Source organism: Melioribacter sp. (assembly GCF_049325435.1).
Taxonomy (GTDB): Bacteria; Bacteroidota; Ignavibacteria; order Ignavibacteriales; family Melioribacteraceae; genus Melioribacter; species Melioribacter roseus.
Genome location: NZ_JBMOLD010000007.1, coordinates 37,874 through 57,212, shown reverse-complemented (window position 1 = coordinate 57,212; position 19,339 = coordinate 37,874). Strand labels below are relative to the sequence as shown.

The 19,339-nt window shown below is 39.6% G+C and carries 17 protein-coding genes; 7 read left to right on the top strand and 10 right to left on the bottom strand.

What is annotated here, in order from left to right:
- Window positions 1-3 precede the first annotated feature (3 nt).
- The 6 genes from ACOYVE_RS05035 to ACOYVE_RS05010 all read left to right on the top strand — a co-directional run bounded on the left by ACOYVE_RS05035 (window position 4) and on the right by ACOYVE_RS05010 (window position 6,498).
- Window positions 4-1,347, top strand: coding sequence for an inositol-3-phosphate synthase (locus tag ACOYVE_RS05035; protein ID WP_422881083.1), 1,344 nt, complete (start codon window positions 4-6; stop codon window positions 1,345-1,347).
- Between the two features lie 13 nt (window positions 1,348-1,360).
- The gene (locus ACOYVE_RS05030; protein WP_422881081.1) at window positions 1,361-2,500 is read left to right on the top strand and encodes a hypothetical protein; all 1,140 of its coding nucleotides are present in this window, start codon (window positions 1,361-1,363) and stop codon (window positions 2,498-2,500) included.
- Window positions 2,501-3,107: 607 nt separating this feature from the next.
- Window positions 3,108-3,290, top strand: coding sequence for a hypothetical protein (locus ACOYVE_RS05025; protein ID WP_422881079.1), 183 nt, complete (start codon window positions 3,108-3,110; stop codon window positions 3,288-3,290).
- Window positions 3,291-3,325: 35 nt separating this feature from the next.
- The gene (locus ACOYVE_RS05020) at window positions 3,326-3,931 is read left to right on the top strand and encodes a DUF6448 family protein (protein WP_422881077.1); all 606 of its coding nucleotides are present in this window, start codon (window positions 3,326-3,328) and stop codon (window positions 3,929-3,931) included.
- A 15-nt stretch (window positions 3,932-3,946) separates the two neighbouring features.
- Window positions 3,947-6,163 carry a nitric-oxide reductase large subunit gene (locus tag ACOYVE_RS05015; protein ID WP_422881076.1) on the top strand — a complete coding sequence of 739 codons (2,217 nt, stop codon included), beginning with the start codon at window positions 3,947-3,949 and terminating at the stop codon, window positions 6,161-6,163.
- A 20-nt stretch (window positions 6,164-6,183) separates the two neighbouring features.
- Window positions 6,184-6,498 carry a cupin domain-containing protein gene (locus ACOYVE_RS05010; RefSeq protein WP_422881074.1) on the top strand — a complete coding sequence of 105 codons (315 nt, stop codon included), beginning with the start codon at window positions 6,184-6,186 and terminating at the stop codon, window positions 6,496-6,498.
- A gap of 36 nt (window positions 6,499-6,534) precedes the next feature.
- Here ACOYVE_RS05010 and hemG read toward each other — a convergent pair whose 3' ends face one another.
- Genes hemG through ACOYVE_RS04965 form a run of 9 tightly spaced genes read right to left on the bottom strand, consistent with a single transcriptional unit; the run spans window position 6,535 to window position 17,372 of the window.
- Window positions 6,535-7,896, bottom strand: a complete 1,362-nt coding sequence (gene hemG / locus ACOYVE_RS05005; protein ID WP_422881073.1) for a protoporphyrinogen oxidase — start codon at window positions 7,894-7,896, stop codon at window positions 6,535-6,537.
- A 56-nt stretch (window positions 7,897-7,952) separates the two neighbouring features.
- Window positions 7,953-10,040: a M3 family metallopeptidase gene (locus tag ACOYVE_RS05000; protein ID WP_422881072.1), complete on the bottom strand. Its 2,088-nt coding sequence runs from the start codon at window positions 10,038-10,040 to the stop codon at window positions 7,953-7,955.
- A 27-nt stretch (window positions 10,041-10,067) separates the two neighbouring features.
- Entirely contained in the window at window positions 10,068-11,030 is a 963-nt protein-coding gene (gene hemH, locus ACOYVE_RS04995; protein ID WP_422881070.1) for a ferrochelatase, read from the bottom strand.
- Between the two features lie 45 nt (window positions 11,031-11,075).
- Window positions 11,076-12,446 carry an oxygen-independent coproporphyrinogen III oxidase gene (gene hemN / locus ACOYVE_RS04990; RefSeq protein ID WP_422881069.1) on the bottom strand — a complete coding sequence of 457 codons (1,371 nt, stop codon included), beginning with the start codon at window positions 12,444-12,446 and terminating at the stop codon, window positions 11,076-11,078.
- A gap of 15 nt (window positions 12,447-12,461) precedes the next feature.
- Window positions 12,462-13,508, bottom strand: a complete 1,047-nt coding sequence (hemE, locus tag ACOYVE_RS04985; RefSeq protein ID WP_422881067.1) for a uroporphyrinogen decarboxylase — start codon at window positions 13,506-13,508, stop codon at window positions 12,462-12,464.
- 9 nt (window positions 13,509-13,517) lie between these two features.
- Window positions 13,518-14,297 (bottom strand): uroporphyrinogen-III synthase, encoded by a 780-nt coding sequence (locus tag ACOYVE_RS04980; RefSeq protein WP_422881065.1) that lies wholly within the window; start codon window positions 14,295-14,297, stop codon window positions 13,518-13,520.
- A 1-nt stretch (window position 14,298) separates the two neighbouring features.
- Window positions 14,299-15,237, bottom strand: coding sequence for a hydroxymethylbilane synthase (gene hemC / locus ACOYVE_RS04975; RefSeq protein WP_422881063.1), 939 nt, complete (start codon window positions 15,235-15,237; stop codon window positions 14,299-14,301).
- Window positions 15,234-16,532 (bottom strand): glutamyl-tRNA reductase, encoded by a 1,299-nt coding sequence (gene hemA / locus ACOYVE_RS04970; protein ID WP_422881061.1) that lies wholly within the window; start codon window positions 16,530-16,532, stop codon window positions 15,234-15,236. The genes hemC and hemA overlap by 4 nt, the downstream gene beginning before the upstream one ends.
- A gap of 15 nt (window positions 16,533-16,547) precedes the next feature.
- A complete protein-coding gene (locus ACOYVE_RS04965; RefSeq protein ID WP_422881059.1) occupies window positions 16,548-17,372 on the bottom strand; it encodes a cytochrome C assembly family protein in 825 nt (274 codons plus the stop codon).
- A 177-nt stretch (window positions 17,373-17,549) separates the two neighbouring features.
- Between ACOYVE_RS04965 and hemL the strand changes: the two genes are divergently transcribed.
- Complete coding sequence (gene hemL, locus ACOYVE_RS04960; protein ID WP_014855295.1) at window positions 17,550-18,839, top strand: glutamate-1-semialdehyde 2,1-aminomutase; 1,290 nt, start codon at window positions 17,550-17,552, stop codon at window positions 18,837-18,839.
- Window positions 18,840-18,874: 35 nt separating this feature from the next.
- On the opposite strand, the gene ACOYVE_RS04955 is transcribed toward hemL, so the two are convergent.
- Window positions 18,875-19,282 carry a bacteriohemerythrin gene (locus ACOYVE_RS04955; protein WP_014855296.1) on the bottom strand — a complete coding sequence of 136 codons (408 nt, stop codon included), beginning with the start codon at window positions 19,280-19,282 and terminating at the stop codon, window positions 18,875-18,877.
- Window positions 19,283-19,339 lie beyond the last annotated feature (57 nt).

Genomic DNA, 19,339 nt, shown 5'->3' with positions numbered 1-19,339 from the left:
AAAATGGAATCAAAAATGATTGAAAATCCCGATGGTAAACTTGGTGTTTTAATTGTCGGGTTAAATGGTGCAATATCAACAACATTTTTAGCCGGCATCTATGCCATTAGAAAAGGATTGGCAAAGCCAATCGGCTCGCTTACACAAATGGGTACAATTAGAATCGGAAAAAGATCCGATAATAATTTCCCATTGATAAAAGATTTTGTTCCACTAGCTGCTATTGATGATCTGATTTTTGGTGGCTGGGATATAAGAGATGAAACCTGTTTTGAAGCTGCCGAATATGCAAAAGTATTAAATGAAAAAGATTTGAATAATGCTGCAGAAGAATTAAAATCTTTAAAACCAATGAAAGGTGTTTTCGACCAAAATTATGTTAAGCGATTAACAGGCACTTATGTAAAAGAAGGAAAAACAAAATACGATCTGATGATGAAAATAAGAGATGATATAAAAACTTTTAAAGAATTACATTCACTTAAACGTGTTGTTGTTATCTGGGCAGCAAGCACAGAAACTTTCATACCGGTAAGCGAGGTTCACAAAACTAAAGAAGCATTTATTGAAGGGATGAAAAATAATCATCCTGATGTTTCGCCCAGCATGCTTTATGCTTATGCGGCAATTGCGGAAGGAGCTCCATATATAAATGGTTCACCAAGCTTAAGCGTTGACGCTCCGGCAATAGTAGAATTTGCTAATGAAATGGAGGTCCCGGTTGCAGGTAAAGATTTTAAGACTGGTCAAACTTTGGTTAAGACTGTAATAGCTCCTATGCTTAAAACAAGATTGCTCGGTTTAAGTGGTTGGTTTTCAACAAATATACTTGGCAATAGAGATGGAGAAGTGTTGGATGATCCCGGTTCCTTTAAAACAAAAGAAGAAAGCAAACTATCCGTAATTGATTCAATTCTTCAACCGGATTTATATCCGGATTTATACGAAAATTATTATCACAAAGTCAGAATTAATTATTACCCGCCGCGTGGTGATAATAAGGAGGGCTGGGATAATATTGATATTTTCGGTTGGCTGGGATATCCGATGCAATTAAAAATTAATTTCTTGTGTCGTGATTCTATTTTAGCAGCTCCAATTGTACTCGATTTAATTTTATTTGCTGATCTTGCAAAAAGAAGCGGAATGAAAGGTATTCAGGAGTGGATGTCTTTATTCTTTAAGAGTCCCATGCATTCGCCAGATGTTGTACCTGAACATGACCTTTTCATTCAAATGATGAAATTAAAAAATACATTGCGAAGATTAATGAATGAATCTCCAATTACACACCTGGATACGAATGGAACAAATCATTTAATAGACGAACTAGAATATTTAGATTAAATAATTAATAAAAATGATGATAAAACAAACTGCTAATAATAGACTAAAAATAAATGCTCTCTTGCTCTTATTATTTAGTTCACTTTTTTATGCCGATGTTAAAAGTCAATCAGAGATTAGCAAATCAAATGAATTTGCTTTCCTGAATAATGACTTAATTGAAGAAGTTATAATTGATTCTCTCGTTCAAAAAAATAATGACATTACAATTTCAGCACTGCCCTTCGCACTTTACAGCGAAATATTTGGTTGGGCTGTCGGCGGGTTTGTTGGAGTTCAGGGATTATCACAAAAAAATATGTCCCTTTATATGGGTGGATTAATTAGCACTAATGGAACCAAGTATGGATTCATTCAATTCAGAGAATTTTATTTACCGTTTTATCCGCGAGTATATATTGCGCCGGATATTTTAGGCGGTTACTTTGGCGTGCTTAAGGTTTACAAAGACCCGCCCGGTTCACCTCCCCCAGCAACTTCAAAAGAACGTGCGGGAAGCAATGATTCCGATGAAAATGATTATGCGGAAGTCAGCGGTTCCGATCAATGGTACGAAATGAAAGTGAGATTTTTGCTTCCAATTGGTCACGGAAAGGATAAAGTCTATTTCGCTCCGAAATTTAAAAACGGAATATTAGTCTCGGGAGAAACGGGCGGGACTCATTGGAATCCTTTTCTAAGTGGAAGGACATTTATCGATATAAAACCTTTTTACAGAAAACGTGTGGCTTTTGCTACAAATGGAATTGAATTTGCGCTTACAAGAGAGAATACAGATTATTATGTAAATCCTACACGAGGGAGCTTCCAGAAATTTGCATTTCGAAGAGATTTTGGATGGTTTGATACTATGGCACCCTGGAGTGTTGTCGAAGCAGATCTAAGATGGTACTTACCGCTTCACGAAATTTTTTCAGATAAAAATTCTCTGCCAAAAGTATTAGCTATTGATTTCTGGACTGTTAACACACTTACTTGGAATAGTTATGATATTGTCGGAATAGATCAAAATGGAAACAATATTAAAAATTTCATCGACCACCGCCATATACCGGAGCTTATCTCGGCGGAAGATATCATTTACGGGCATATTACGAAGGCAGATTCAACGATCGCGCTGCAATTTATTATGGTGCAGAATATAGACAAATAATTTCCTGGAATCCTTTCAACGAGTGGTGGTTAACAAGAAATCTTAATATTCATTGGCTGCAATTTGCTTTGTTTGGAGAAATCGGCAGAGTTGCCTCTGATTGGAAATTATCAACATTGCATTCCGATATGAAATGGTGTGCCGGTGCCGGTATTCGAATATTTATGAATAATTTAATATTAAGATTGGATAATTCTTTTGGCAAAGAAGGAATGTATATTCAAATGTTTGTTGACCATGCGTTTTGATATTTACTGAAAATCGGTTCCGTATCAAGCAATTTGAAAGATAAAGTAAGAATACTTAAACGATATATTTAAAATCCTTTGATATACATTTGAGAAATATCTGATAATCTTTTTAATATCCTGCAAGCCGCACATTAAATAAATGAGTCATAGGATTTATTGAGCTTAGATTTTTCCGCATTTTAAGAGTAAGTGAATTGAATACTTTATACAAACTAAACTATTCTGACCTAAGTCAATGAATTTAATTTGTAATGGAAATAGTTTAAACCTGCTATAAAAAAAGGAGAATATGATGAAGATTAATATCCCTTTATCCTTAAAATTTAAACACGCTGAGACCTACAATCACCTCGCCAATGCAAGCAAATTGGTGGCGTAGAACTAAGACTATTGTTATAGCTCTTAATAGATTGGTTGAAGTAACAAAGGGAAAAAATAAAAATGATATCGTTGATTTAGCTCAACAATTGAAACTACAAGCAAAAATAGAAGAGGAAGTTACCTATCCAACTGCACTATTGTTTGGAGAGTACTTGTAAATAAAATCAAATTATTAATTAAGGAGGATACTGCTATGATACTCAAATCAAAAATTGCAATGATATCATTTTTAGCGTTGTTTACTTTTATCCTGTCAGATTCCACTTTTGCTCATTGTGATTCGATGGAGGGTCCAGTTGTTAAAGCTGCTCAAAAAGCTCTCGAAACAGGTAATATTAATTATGTATTAATCTGGATTAAAGCTGAATATGAGTCGGAAATCCAAAATCTCTTCGATAAAGTATTGCGTGTCAGAACACTTAATAATGAAGCTCTGGAATTAGCTGATATGTATTTCTATGAAACTGTTGTCAGGCTTCATAGAATGGGTGAAGGTGTTGGTTATACCGGATTAAAACCCGCAGGTTATAGACCAGAAGAAGGAATTGAAGCTGCAGACATCGCAATTGAAAAAGGTTCAGTTGAAGAAATTCTTCAACATGCAGATAAATCCAAACATTCGGATGTAATAAAGTATTTTAATGATGTTCAACTAAAGAAAAATTATAAAGTAAATGATATAAAAGCCGGGAGAGAATTTGTTGAGGCTTATGTTCATTTTATCCATTATGTTGAAAAGCTATTTAATACAGACAAAAACGAGAATCAACATAACACGCACAATCAAAATCATTTTTAACAAAATGAGGATATTATGAAAAAATATTGGATCAGCTTTTTAAGTGTGATTATTGTATCCTTTACTGTACTTAGTATAATCGGTATAAAAATTTACCAGCAAAAACCTCCCATACCGGAAAGAATTGTAACGAAAAACGGAGAAATAGTCTTTACGAAGTCTGATATTCAGGAGGGGCAAAATGTATGGCAGGCAATGGGTGGAATGGAATCTGGTTCGGTTTGGGGACACGGAAGTTATGTTGCACCTGATTGGACTGCTGATTGGCTCCATCGTGAGTTGGTAACTGTCCTTAATATTTGGTCGGCACAAAATTATGGGACAGAATTCAGCAAGCTAACGGCAGAGCAACAATCATCTCTTAAGGCAAAATTAATAGAGATGTATAGAACAAACACGTATAATGATCAAACAGGTGAAATTCAAATAGCTAACGAAAGATATGATGCGATTAAAGAAAACATTAAGCACTTTAATAACGTCTTTACAAATGGGAATGATGATTATGCAATTCCCAAAAACACTTTAAGTGATCCTGAAAAACTAAGAAAGCTTAATGCATTCTTTTTCTGGAGCGCATGGGCTGCATCTACTAACAGACCTAATGAAAATTTTACCTACACAAATAATTGGCCTCACGAAGAATTAATTCAGAATATTCCTACTCCCGATACAATTGTTTGGACTGGAGTAAGTATCATACTGTTGTTGCTTGGCATTGGTGGAATGGCGTGGTATTACGCCGCAAACAAAGGCACGGTAGAACACAAAGATTTTCCAAAAGAAGATCCACTATTGGGAGCTACAGTAACACCTTCTCAAAAAGCTGTTATTAAATATTTCTGGATTGTTTCATTGCTTTTTCTTCTGCAAATAATTTTAGGAGTGGTTACTGCACATTATGGAGTAGAAGGCGGAGCTTTTTATGGAATACCTATAGCCGAGATTTTTCCATATGTAATTACACGAACCTGGCATATTCAGCTAGGGATTTTCTGGATTGCAACCGCCTGGCTCGCCTCTGGTCTTTACATCGCTCCTGCTGTTAGTGGTGTTGAACCCAAGGGACAAAAATTAGGCGTTAATATTCTTTTTATCGCTTTACTGGTAGTTGTTCTTGGTTCAATGGCAGGTGAATGGCTTAGTATAAAACATTTATTGCCTGAAAATTTCTGGTTTTACTTCGGACATAGTGGTTATGAATATATTGATCTTGGCAGATTTTTTCAGATTTCACTTTTAATTGGATTATTTTTGTGGTTATTCCTGATGTGGCGTGGAATCAAACCTGCTCTCAAAAAAAATAACGAACAAAAACCTATTCTTACTCTATTTTTAATTTCTACAATTGCTATTGCTTTATTTTACGGAGCTGCATTGATGTACGGAAAGCATACAAATCTCGCAATTGCCGAATATTGGCGCTGGTGGGTAGTTCATCTTTGGGTCGAAGGATTTTTTGAGGTTTTTGCTACAGTTGTAATTGCATTTTTATTTGCCAGATTAAACCTGATATCTATTAAAACTGCAGGACAGGCCACCGTACTTTCAGCAACAATTTTTCTTTCTGGCGGAATTATTGGCACACTTCATCATCTCTATTTTTCCGGAACTCCAATGATTGTGCTGGCATTAGGCTCCGTATTCAGCGCTCTTGAGGTTGTACCACTTATGTTTGTTGGTTATGAAGCGTGGGAAAATATTAAACTTTCAAGATCGACTGAATGGGTGAAAAAATATAAATGGGCAATCTACTTTTTTGTCTCGGTTGCTTTTTGGAATATGCTGGGAGCAGGACTTTTCGGGTTTATGATTAATCCCCCAATTGCCCTTTATTATATGCAAGGACTAAATACTACTCCTGTTCACGGACACGCTGCATTGTTTGGAGTTTATGGAATGCTCGGAATTGGATTAATGCTATTTTCACTACGCGGAATTAGACCGGATATCGAATGGAATGAAAAACCAATTAAATGGTCTTTCTGGCTGATAAATTTTGGATTATTTGCCATGGTTACCTTTAGTTTACTCCCTGTCGGTTTAATGCAAACCTGGGCTTCAGTTGAACACGGTTACTGGTACGCAAGGAGCGCTGAATTTTTGCAAACCAGCACAATGCAAACATTAAGATGGCTGAGAGCATTTGGCGATTCAATTTTTGCAATTGGTGCAATTATCCTCGTCTATTTTTTTTTCCAATTGTCTATTAAGTTCTTAAAAAATAAATAAAACAATTAGTGAGTAATATAATGAACGATGAAATTAATAAAGTGTCACTAGCCGATTCAATTGCTTATCAAAATGGCTCAATTGTCAGTAAACAGATTCTTAAAAAAACGAGCGGAAACATAACACTTTTTGCTTTCGATAAAGAAGAATCTTTAACAGAGCATACTTCACCTTACGAGGCTGTTGCTTACGTCGTCGAAGGCGAAATGGAAATAACAATAGGCGGAAAGGTTAATAATGTTAAAACTGGAGAACTAATTATAATGCCACCAAATATTCCACATGGATTAAAAGCGATAGACAGATCTAAACTGCTTTTGATTATGATAAAATAATTTGTTGTATATCATCGGGCGGAATTTCTTATTTATTTATAAGTCCCGGATTCTTAACTCGGAATTTTTAATACAATCTCCTACTGAGATTCCGCCCCGATAATTACCGCTCAAAACGATACCTTTATTCTTTTTTTCAAATTGTTCAATATAACTTTCATGCTCGATGTAACCGAGATTATACTGAGGAATTGCTTTTTCCCACATTATAGATTCAATAATTATCGGCTCACCTTCAATTTTCATTATCTCATGAAACTCCGAAAGCACAATTTTTATTAGCTTGGATTTTTCCATATTAAAAATCTGAGGCGAACGAGCACCACCGATAAACAACGTAAAGGCTGCTTTATCGTCGGGGCATCTATTCGGAAAGATCGACGAACTCCATATTGCGCCGAGGAAATGCTTTTTTTCTTTTGACGGTATCAGGAATCCAAAACCGTCGAGTTTCCTTTGTATATCCGATTTTTTATAACCCAGATATAGCACCATTACCGGCGGATAATAAATTGAATTTAGATGCTCAGCCAGCTTATCGTCGAGCTCACAAAAAACTTTTGAAGCAACATATGCCGGCAATGTAGAAATAATTGAATCTGCTATTAGACTCTCCTGCTTACCATCCAATTCAAATATAACCTTCCATTGATGATCGTTAGTACCCAATACATTCAATACTTGTGCATTAAAGACGATTTTATCTTTCAAATTTGCCGCAATTGAGTTGGGCAGCGATTGCATTCCTTCAATAAAAGAAAACATTTTTGCGCTCTGTTTCGATTCCTCGCTGCGTTGTTTCCTTTCCCTGGCTCCTTTAATCATACCTTTTATTAATCCGCCGTAGACTTCTTCGAGCCGGTACAATTTAGGAAAAGCTGATTTAACGCTGAGCTTTTCCGGGTCGCCTGCAAACACTCCGCTCACGAACGGATCGATTGCGTAATCGAGGAATTCGCCGCCGAGTCGTCTTCTTACAAACTGAGCGATACTTTGATAATATCCGTCGTCCGATTTCGAAATAAACGGCTCTGCCATCAGTCTGAATTTAGCGCCGGGGGAAAACAATTTCGTTCTTATAAACGAGCCCGGACTCATCGGCAGAGGTATTAATTCGCCGTTTTTTAAAATATATCTTTTGGAAGCAGCAGCGTTGGCATAAATCATTTTATCCGAAAGATTTACTTCCTCAACGAGTTTTCTTATCAACGGAGTAGTTTCGAGTCCGCTGTTCGGCCCGTAATCAATCAGGAAGCCATCGATCTTTTTTGAAATCATGGAACCGCCCGGCTCGTTTTTTATCTCGAGGATAGTAACGTCGAAACCTTTTTTAACAAGCCAATACGCGGTTGAAAGTCCCGATATACCGGCGCCGAGAACGACTATTTTCTTCGACATTTAAAGTTTCCGTTTATTGAACATGCACAAATATACAGAGTCCGAGAATAGAAGAATCAATCGAGACCTCTTCTTTTCAATAGCGCGTCGACTTTCGGTTCTCTTCCTCTGAAATCGATATAGAGCTGCATCGGGTCTTCAGTGCCTCCTTTCGACAGAAGCTTTTTGAACGCCGCAGCAGTTTCTTTGTCGAACAAGTCGCCTTTTTCTTTGAAAGCTTCGAACGCGTCCGCATCCAGAACCGCCGACCAGATATAGCTGTAATAACCGGCAGAGTATCCGCCGACAATATGCGCGAAATTGGTAGTTTGATAACGCGATTCGATTTCCGAAATCTTTCCGAGTTTATCGAAGCATTTCTTTTCGAATTCTTCAACGTTTTGCAATGTAGTATCGGTCAAAGTATGCCAGTCCATATCGAGAAAAGCCGCGGCAAGATATTCTACGGTTTCGAATCCCTGATTAAACAGTTTGGAATTTTCTATCTTTTCAATCAATTCGTCGGGAATCGGTTCGCCCGTTTTGTAATGCCTTGCATAGAGTTTCAGAACTTCCGGTTCCAGAGCCCAGTTTTCCATAATTTGCGAAGGCAATTCCACAAAATCGCGCGGAACCCATTTCGTTCGGTAATAAGTCGTATTCGACAATAACGAATGAAGCGCGTGTCCGAGTTCGTGGAAAAGCGTATTTACTTCGTCCACGCTCATTAATGCAGGTTTATCGGCTGTCGGCATGGAAAAATTGCCTACGTTATAAACGAGCGGGGTTATAAAATTGCCGTCGATATTCGACTGCACACGGAAACTGCTCGACCATGCGCCGCTTCTTTTGCCGTCGCGCGGATAATAATCGGTATAAAAGATTCCGATGTGATTGCCCTTTTCATCCAACACTTCAAAAACTTTTACGTCCGGATCATAAACCTGAATGTCGTTTCTTTCCACGAATTTGATTCCGTACAATCTCGAAGCGACTTCGTATGCTCCTTTCAATACGTTTTCCATTTTGAAATAAGGTCGCAGCATCTCTTCGTCGAGGTCGTATTTTTCCCTTTTTAATTTTTCGGCATAGTACCACCAGTCCCAAGCCTGCAGCTTGAAATTGCCGCCTTCGGAGTCGATAATCTTTTGCATTTGCTCGACTTCCGATTTTGCGCGTTTCAATGCGGGAGTCCATAACTCATGCAAAAACTTATAAACTCTGTCGGGCGTTTTCGCCATATTCACTTCGAGAACATAATCCGCGTGCGTTTTATAACCAAGCAGATTGGCTCTTTTTACTCGGAGAGAAACAATGCGGGCAATAATGTCTTTATTGTCGTATTCGTTGTTATTGTTGCCCCTGTTTATGTACGCTTTAAAAAGCTTTTCACGCAATTCTCTTTTAGGCGAATATTGAAGGAACGGAATCCAGCTCGGTTTTTGAAGCGTAAAGACCCACTTGCCTTCGTATCCTTTTTCCGAAGCGGTCTCTGCAGCCAGTTGAATAACGCTTTCGGGCAAACCGACCAGATCTTCTTTATTGTCGATTACAAGCGCGACTGCGTTTGTTTCCTTCAATAAATTTTCGCTGAATTTAAGGGCGAGAGACGATATCTCCTCGTTGATTTTCCGCAGTTCTTCTTTTTTGTCCGGCGGTAAATCGGCTCCGCTCCGCACGAAATCCTTGTAATAAAATTCGAGAAGACGCATTTGTTCGGCATTAAGTCCGAGCGATTCCTTTTTATCGTAGATGGCTTTTACGCGCTTAAACAACTTATCGTTAAGATAAATATCGTCTTCATGCCGCGTTAGCAAAGGAGTGATTTCCCGCGCCGCCTGCTGCAATTTTTCATTTGTATTTGCTTCGTTCAAGGCGTCGAACAATCGGGACACGCGGTCGAGCAAACCGCCGCTTTTTTCCATCGCCACGATAGTGTTTTCGAAAGTCGGCTCTTCGCTGTTGTTGGCTATCTCCTCGATTTCTTTTTTCTGTTGTTCGACCGCATACTTCACAGCAGGCAGAAAATGCTCGTCTTTAATTTCGTCAAACGGCGGAGTTTCAAAAGGAGTATTCCATTTTTTCAATAAGGGATTTTCCATAATTTTTTCTTGCGGTATTATTGATGAAAAAGCTATAACAAACAAAAACAAAAAGAACTTCATGACAGCTCCGATTTATTATAAAACAAATTATTCCGGAGGTAAATTTTTAACTACAAGATCGTAAAGCGCCTCGACAAACAAAGGAGAATCGTTGAGTCCGGTCATCACAAAATAGTTTTCTATTCCGCATTCATCTGCAACGTGGCGGTATTCGATATCGAGTTCGAAAGAAGTTTCGATGTGGTCAGAAACGAAACTAATCGGAATGACGAGCAAGTGTTTATGACCTTCCTCAGCCAGTTTTTCGATCATATCGTCAGTAGCCGGTTCAAGCCATTTCTGCGGACCTACTTTGCTCTGGAAACAGAGATGATACGGATGCGAATAATTGCGCGCTTTCATTACGGCTTCCATCGTCTCTTTGATTTGATGACTGTAAGGGTCTCCTCTTTTAAGGAGATTTACCGGAGTTCCGTGGGCACTGAAAACAAGAACTATTTTATCGCGAACATTTTCGGGAAAACGTTCTATTGTTTCATCGATCCTTTGATTTAATGCAGCAATATATTTATCGTTAGTGTGATAATGGTCGATATAAATCAGCTTGTCTTCTGGTCCGCGATATTTTCTTTTCCACTCATTAAAAGACGAACCTGTTGTGGTTATTGAATAATGAGGATATAGAGGAAGTAAAAGAATATGATCGTAATTGCCGGATTCTACTTTATGCGCAACTTCATCCGTAAAAGGTTTCCAGTATCTCATTGCCACAAAAACGTCGTACTTAGAATCCGTTTGATTCAATTTTTCTTCCAGCATACTTCTTTGTTTTTCGGTCCATTCGTTAATTGGCGATTTCCCACCAATCAATTTATATTCTTCTATAACTTTTGGAGCTCTTCTGCTGGAAATAACTTTTGCAAATAACTTTTGACCAATTGGAATTTTGAATATATCAGGGTCCTGGAATAAATTAAAAAGAAACGGCTCTACGCTTTCAAGTGAATCCGGACCTCCCAAATTAAAAAGTACAACCGCATTTTTTCCCATTTTCTCTTCTTTCTGCTATTATGAATATCTAAACACGCAAATCAATTATATGGTTCGTGAATATTTTGTATTTTCTTTTTCGAGATATCTATCGAAATTCATGGCGATATTTCTAATTAATAATCTACCCATTGGAGTAACCGTAATTTTCCGATTATCAATTACAACAAGGTTATCCTCGGCAAATTTTTTCAACCCTTCGAGAGCATTTTTAAAATAGTTTTCAAATTCAATATTGAATTTATTTTCGATTGACTCAAAATCGAGCTCGAAGTCGCACATAATCCTGGTGATGACTTCGCGCCGCAATAAATCGTCGTCGCTAAGATAATATCCTCTCTCGGTCGGGAAGGTTTCGTTGTCCAAAGCCTCGAAGTACTCTTTTTCCTTCTTGTAATTTTGCGCATAAATTCTTCCGATCTGACTAATGGAAGTAATTCCCATAGCGTACAAATCCGCGCCCGAATGAGTGCTGTAGCCCTGGAAATTCCTGTAGAGTTTCTTTTCTCTCAAAGCCACAGCCAATTCGTCGTTCGGTTTGGCAAAGTGATCCATTCCAATAAAGACATAGCCGGCAGACGTCAATTTTTCGATTGTCATTTTGAGAATCTGCAGTTTGATTTCCGGTTTTGGCAAATCCTCCGGTTTAATCAATCCCATATGTTTTTTCAGCCACGGGACGTGCGCATAATTAAAGACGGCAATTCTGTCGGGCGAGATATCGATAATTTTATCGACCGTGCTTTCGAAAGTTTCGAGAGTTTGAAAAGGAAGACCGTAAATCAAGTCGAGATTAATACTGTGAAATCCGAGTTCGCGCACCCAGCCGACCACCTGGCGCGTCATGTCTTCCGGTTGAATTCTGTTGACGGCTTTTTGAACTTTGTCGTTGAAATCCTGTACGCCCATACTGATTCGATTGAATCCGCCGTTTCTTAACGCCGCCAGATGTTCTTTGGTCAATCCGCGCGGGTCGATTTCGCATCCTTTTTCGGCTTCGGGCAGCATTTCGAAATTTGAATTGATGTAACCGATAAGGTCTTCGATCTCGTCGGGATTCAGATGCGTGGGCGTGCCGCCTCCCCAATGCAATTGTATGACTTTCCTGTCCGGCTTTAAATATGACCTTAACAAATCGATTTCGTTTTTGACGTAATTGATATATTGTTTTATTCTGTCGCGGTTCCTCGTTACTATCATATTGCAACCGCAGAAATAACAAAGCGTATCGCAAAAAGGTATATGATAATAGAGCGAAAGATACGGCGGATTATCCTGATTGTTAGTTCTTATTACTTCGTCGATAAAATTTTCCGCTTTAAACGATTCATTAAAATGCGGCGCCGTCGGATAACTTGTATATCTTGGACCGGGTCTGTCGTATTTCTTTATCAAATCGAGATTTATGTCGAACATTTCTAACCTGCTTTTTTATATAAAATTCTTTTTGCTTTCTTCTTTGACTGTAGCAACGAGAAACTTCACGTTTTCAGGGTCGATATCGGGAAGTATTCCGTGACCTAAATTAAAAATATGACCCGGACCTTTACCGTAGGAATTAAGCGTTCTTACAGTTTCTTCGAAGATTTTATCTTTCCCGGCATATAGGACCGTCGGGTCGAGGTTTCCCTGCAAAGCGACTTTATCCCCGACTTGCTTCCTGACCTCTCCAAGATTCATCGTCCAATCGAGACCCAGTACATCCGCTCCGCTGTCAGCCAGTTTATCAATCGAATAATGAACTCCTTTTGCAAATACAATAACCGGCTGGTCTTTGCGATTTATTTTTGCGATAGTTTCCTTAATATATCTGAGAGAAAATTCCTCGAAATCGTGAGGGGACAAAATACCGCCCCAGGTATCGAAAATCTGAAGAGCGTCGGCTCCCGATTCCAACTTAGCCGATAAATATTCGGCGACCGCATCGGAAATCATTCCCAACAGCCGGTGCGCAGCTTCCGGTTGATTATAAATAAACTTCTTGACTTCCGAAAAGTTTTTTGAACCTCCGCCTTCAACCATGTATGTCATTAAAGTCCAGGGCGATCCCGAAAATCCGATTAACGGCGTCCGTCCGTTCAATTCTCTTTTTGTAAGCGAAACGGCGTCGAGAACATATTTCAAATCTTTGTAAGGATCGATCTTCTTTAGCCGGTTAATATCGTCCGAACTTCTGACCGGTTCGTAAAGTTTCGGACCTTTACTTTCGACCATCTCGAGTTTCATGCCCATTGCTTCGGGAATAACAAGTATGTCGGAAAAAATAATTGCGGCGTCAACGCCGATAATATCGACCGGTTGAAGAGTAACTTCCGCCGCCAGTTCGGGCGTTTTGCACATTGTTAGGAAGTCGTATTTTTCCCTTACTTTTCTGTATTCCGGCAAATACCTGCCCGCCTGTCTCATTATCCAAACCGGAGTTCTTTCAGTATTCTCTTTTTTGCAAGCTTTCAGAAACAAGTCGTTTTGTAAGTTCAATTTTCCTCCTTATGCCATATTACCTGTAGATTTATAAAACGTTATGATTGCATTCGAAATTCCATCGAGCGAAAATTCGGCCGGTACGATATTTACATTAACGCCCGATTTTCTTATCTCTTTTTCCGTTGTAGAGCCGATCGCGCAGATATAATTTTCCTTAAAGTATTCAACGGGATCGTCAATATCCATAATTGCGATAAAATTCCTGTAGTTTGACGGACTGGTAAACACAAATAATTCCGGCTTATCTTCTTTAATCGAATCGATTTTATCCGCAAGAGCATCGACGTCGTTTTGAACAGTGTCGTAAATTTTAATCAACGAAACGGCGGCTCCGAGCTTAGTTAGTCCCTTTTGCAATTCGTCCCGCGCTATTGAAGAACACGGTATCAGTATTTTTGTATTTTCCACGCCGATATTTTCGAATCGTTCGAGTAATCCCGAAGCGCTGAACTTTCCGGGAATAATGTGGATATAATAACCTTTCTCGTTGCAAACTTCAGCCGTGGCTTTACCCGTAACGGCAATTTTGGTTTTGGAAAGGTCGAGCCCGTACTTTTCGGCAATATTATGAAAAACCTCAACCGCATTTTGCGACGTAAAGATCAGATAATCGAAACTTCTGATTTCAGTGGCAAGTTCGGCAATTTCAATTTCGTTATACGCCGGAACAATTTTAATAGCCGGGAAAAAAATCAGATCGGCTCCTTCATCCGCAAGCGGCTGCAACGATCTGTAAATTCCTTCTTCTTTCGTAATCAATATTTTCTTGTTTTCGAGCAGCAATTTATCCGTTCGATTTAATGTCGGATAAAATTTTACGGGCTCCTGCGCGCAACAAATCCTTGGCCAGCGTTTTTCCAAGAGCTTCGGGATTTGCGGACGAGCCTCTCGCTTTTTTTCTGAAAGTAATCGTGCCGTCGAGACTTGCCACAACCGCGTCGAGATACAAACCGTTCGATTCCTTTTTGGCATAAGCTCCGATGGGCACCTGGCAGCCTCCTTCCAACGCCTTCAGCAACGATCTTTCAGCGGCTGTTTCCACGTAGGTGTCAAAATCGTGAATCGATTTCAGAATTTCAATTGCGTCGTTATTGTCTTCTTTAACTTCAATACCGAGAGCGCCCTGTCCGACAGCCGGCAATATTTCGTCGACCGAAATATATGAAGAAATATATTTTTTGAGATTGAGCCTTTCGACGCCCGCTCTGGCAAGAATAATCGCATCCCAGTCCGACTCCAGAAATTTATTTATGCGCGTCGGCACGTTTCCTCTCAAATCGACAACTTTAATGTCGGGACGCAAGTGGAGCAATTGGGCTTTCCTTCTTAGCGAACCCGTAGCCACAACGGCTCCTTCGCGTAATGAATCGATCGTTGTTTTTTTCTTGCGCGCAATCAGAACGTCTTCAACCGGATGTCGTTTCGTTACGGCGGCAAGAATTAAACCCTTCGGCAATTCCGTTTGCAAGTCCTTTAAACTGTGAACGGCGATGTCGATCGAGCCTTTGAACAGCTCGTTTTCGAGCTCTTTGGTGAATAAGCCCTTGTCGCCGATTTTCGACAGCGATTTGTTTAAGATTTTGTCGCCTTTGGTGCGAATAATCTTAATTTCAACGTCGAGATTTTTATCGGCTTTTTCGAGCTGTTTTTTTACAAAATTTGCCTGCCAGAGAGCCAGTTCGCTCCCACGGCTGCCAATTTTAAGTTTGCGTTTCTTATTCAATTTTCTTCCTTATTATTTTCTTCGGCGCCATTTGTTTTATTTTCAAGAGCGAATAATTCTTTGATTAAAAACGAATGATTCGCAATGTCGTCCGGATTAACTCCTTGTTCGGCAAGTTGTCTTAGTTTGATTGTGGGATTGTGCAGCAGTCTGCCAATTAACCTGCGCGTCATATCTTCGATTTTGTTGAAGTCCTCCGGCGTTACTTTATGCTTTATTTTTTCGAGTTCGTCTTCGCGTATCGAATCGAAGAAATTCCTCAGCGATTTAATGACGGGCACAATTTCTAAAGTGTTGTACCACGCAAAGAAGTTCTGCATTTCTTCCATTATAATCGATTCGATTTTCGGAATCTCATTTTTTCTTTTTTGAATATTCTGGTCGACAATGACTTTTAACGATTCCATATCGTGATAGAAAACGCTGTCGATTTCTTTTACCTTCGGATCGATATCCCTCGGAACGGCGATATCCATAATAACAATCGGCTGCCCTTTCCTTTTTTTAACGGCTGCGGCTAAATCTTCGTAATGAACAATAAGATTTTCCGCGCTCGTTGCGCTTATAATAATATCATAGTTGTGTAAATGTTCTTTGAGAGACGTAAAAGGAATAATTCCGCCGTTTACTTTTTCGGCGAGTTTTTCTGCGCGTTCGAGCGTGCGGTTGGATATGCTTATTTTTCCGACGCCTTTATCTCTCAAGTGAACCGCAGCCAATTCGCCCGTTTCGCCCGCCCCGATTATCAGCGCCGATTTTTTATCGAGATTCGAATAGATTTTTTCTACAACCTGCACAGCCGCATAACTGACAGTTACCGCGCCTTCGCCGATAGCGGTCTCTTTGATTGCCCTTTTGCCGACTTTCAAAGCCGCTTCGAATACCCGTTTGATTACGGAACCTGAGAAATTAATATCTTCCGAAATTTCATAAGCTTCTTTCACCTGTCCCAATATCTGGCTGTCGCCGATAACCAGCGAGTCGATTCCCGCAGCCACCGAGAAGAGATGTTTAACCGCTCCGCACGAAAAAAATTTCCTGAAATGTTCGTTCTTAAGATTTTCCACCTTTTTGAATTCCAGCAAACTTGCGATTATCTTATTCGAATCCAAATTGTAATTCGGCAAAAGCGAATAAATTTCCGTTCTGTTGCAAGTCGATATAATCACGCCTTCTTTAAAATTCTCTTTCAAGCGCGATATAAATTCGATAATCTCATCGCGGTTAAGGTGGAGCGATTCGAGTGTTTCAATCGGCGCGGTTTTATGATTTATTGTAATTCCGACAAAGTTCATTTATGCAAATCTATTTTAATAAAATGAATGAAAAGTGTTTTGCAGAGTGCTCGTTAAAATCAACGAGACCATCGTAAGGACAAATCCGGTAAGCGAAAATATTATAACTTTTCTGCCGTACCATTTACCGATCAATTTGCTTGCTATTCCCAGACAATATATAATCCATACGAAAAACGTTCCTACCAATTTCGGGTCTCCGTAACTGAAATCGGGAAAAGCGCTCGGCAGCCAAATTATTCCGATAATCATTGCTACGGTCAATAGAATAAACCCGATCAAGACGGAATAAAAGCTTAGTTTTTCAAGAATTTCGAGACTCGGCAATCTGTTGAAAATCAGTCCGAATTTATTTGTCTTGAGATTTTTGTAAAGTATAAGAAACAAAATACCGTAGACCGCCGATATTGTAAAACCGGAATAACCCAGCAATGCGCTTATAACATGAATTCCGAGCATACGATTCCTGAGCACTTCCGGCACCTGATAATTGTGCTCAATAAAGAGCGAAGAGATAATCTGAAAAATAACGGAAAAAAAGAGTATGAAAGTTCCCGTTCCCCTTATGTCCGTAAGAAGTTCCAGCAGAAAATACGAAAACGCTATCGAACAGGCTAATAGCGAAAATATTTCGAATTTACTCGTTATCGGAGTGTGATCGAATTCCACCGTTCTGAAAATGATATAGAGAATGTGAGCAATTAACGTGACAAAGAGGAATATTCTCTTTGAATGCGTGAACTTACTTTTTTCCGAAAAAAAGTCGAAGGCGTAAACAGAAAGCACAATTATATATAAGAACGGCAGCAATATATTGAAAAACGAAATTGTAGATAACATACTCTATTAATTTTATTTGTGAGCCATAAATTAACAAATTATTAGCAAAAAAGCCCTCGTTCGTTCGTGTTCCGCAAGGTAATATTTAGCGACGAAAAGTCGGGCATATTTTCCCGTTGAGCCGAATTTTGGTATTTTTACATAAGCAATTGAGAATTTAACTGAAAAAGGAAATTTATGAAAAACGAAAAAAGCCAAGAATTGTTCGAAAGAGCGCAAAAATTAATTCCCGGAGGAGTAAATTCGCCGGTCAGAGCGTTCAAATCCGTCGGAGGAACTCCGCTTTTTATAACCCGGGGCGAAGGCTCCAGAATGTACGACGCCGACGGGAATGTATTGATCGATTATATCGGAAGCTGGGGACCGCATCTTTTCGGGCACAATCCTCCTTTTATTAAAGAAGCGCTTTTAAAAGCACTCGAAGACGGCACAAGCTTCGGAGCGCCGACGGAGATAGAAGTTAAAATGGCGGAATTGATTTGCGATCTGGTTCCGTCGGTCGAAATGGTTCGTATGGTAAACAGCGGCACCGAAGCGACAATGAGCGCAATAAGAGTAGCCCGCGGTTTTACGGGTAAAGAAAAAATAATAAAGTTCGAAGGATGCTATCACGGGCACGGCGACTTCTTTCTTATAAAAGCAGGCAGCGGCGCATTGACATTCGGCGTTCCGACAAGTCCCGGAGTTACCAAAGGGACGGCAGCCGATACTCTTCTTGCCGAGTTTAACAATATCGAATCGGTCAAAAAAATAATCTCCCAAAACAAAGGCGAAATTGCGGCTTTAATTCTTGAACCGATTGTGGGAAACATGGGAACGGTAAGAGCAGACGACGACTTCATTAAAGAATTACGGGATTTGTGTTCCGAAGAAAAAATCGTACTTATTTTCGACGAGGTAATGACCGGGTTCCGCGTAGCAGCAGGCGGCGCTCAGGAAATCCTCGGCGTTAAACCCGATATGACCACATTCGGAAAAATTATCGGCGGAGGACTGCCTGTCGGCGCCTATGGCGGCAAAAGGGAAATTATGGAAATGGTTTCGCCGGTAGGACCGGTTTATCAGGCGGGAACTCTGAGCGGAAATCCGCTGGCGATGAATGCCGGATATGCCGCGCTCTCGTATATTAAGAACAATCCGGAAATATACAATGAGTTAGAATCCAAGTCCGCTCGCCTGGAAGACGGTATTAAAAACGCCGTTAAAGAAGCGGGAAAAAATTTCCAATTAAACCGGGTCGGATCGATGATGACGCTCTTCTTTACGGAAGAACCGGTATTCGATTTCAAAACCGCAATCAAATCCGATACCGAACTGTTCGGCAAATTTTTCCATTCGATGCTAAAACGCGGCGTTTATTTGCCGCCGGCGCAGTTCGAGGCGCTCTTCGTATCGACAGCGCATTCCGACGATGAAATCGACGCCACAATCAAAGCCGCCGAAGAATCTTTAAAAGAAATCTTATGAATTGACCGCCGGATTTAATTCCGGCGGGTTTTTTATCAATAAACTCCTTTGGCGTTCAAATGAGCGGTGTATTTTTTATCGCTTCCCTGTATATGCCCGATAAGCCAATCCTGCAGAAAATTCATTACGTTTATACTCAGATTGGTATTTCCTTTTTCGTAATTTTCTTTCAGTTCGTTCAGTTGTTTTATTAAATTTTGATGCGTCTGTTTATGCAAAGCGCTTTCGCTGTAACCGTATTTTTCCATCAGTTTTTCTTCGAAAGAAAAATGAGTGCGAGTGTAGTCCACAAGTTCGTTGAATATTTTATTCAAAGCTTCTTTACCCTTGCCGGCTTTCATGGCTTCGTGAAGTTCGTTGATAATATCCAGCAATTTTTTATGCTGCTCGTCGATGCTTTTAATGTTTACGGAATAAGAATCCGTCCATCTGAACAACGGCATAATACCTCCGATTTTTATAATTTTATATATTATCGTACCAAAGTAAAATAAATTTAA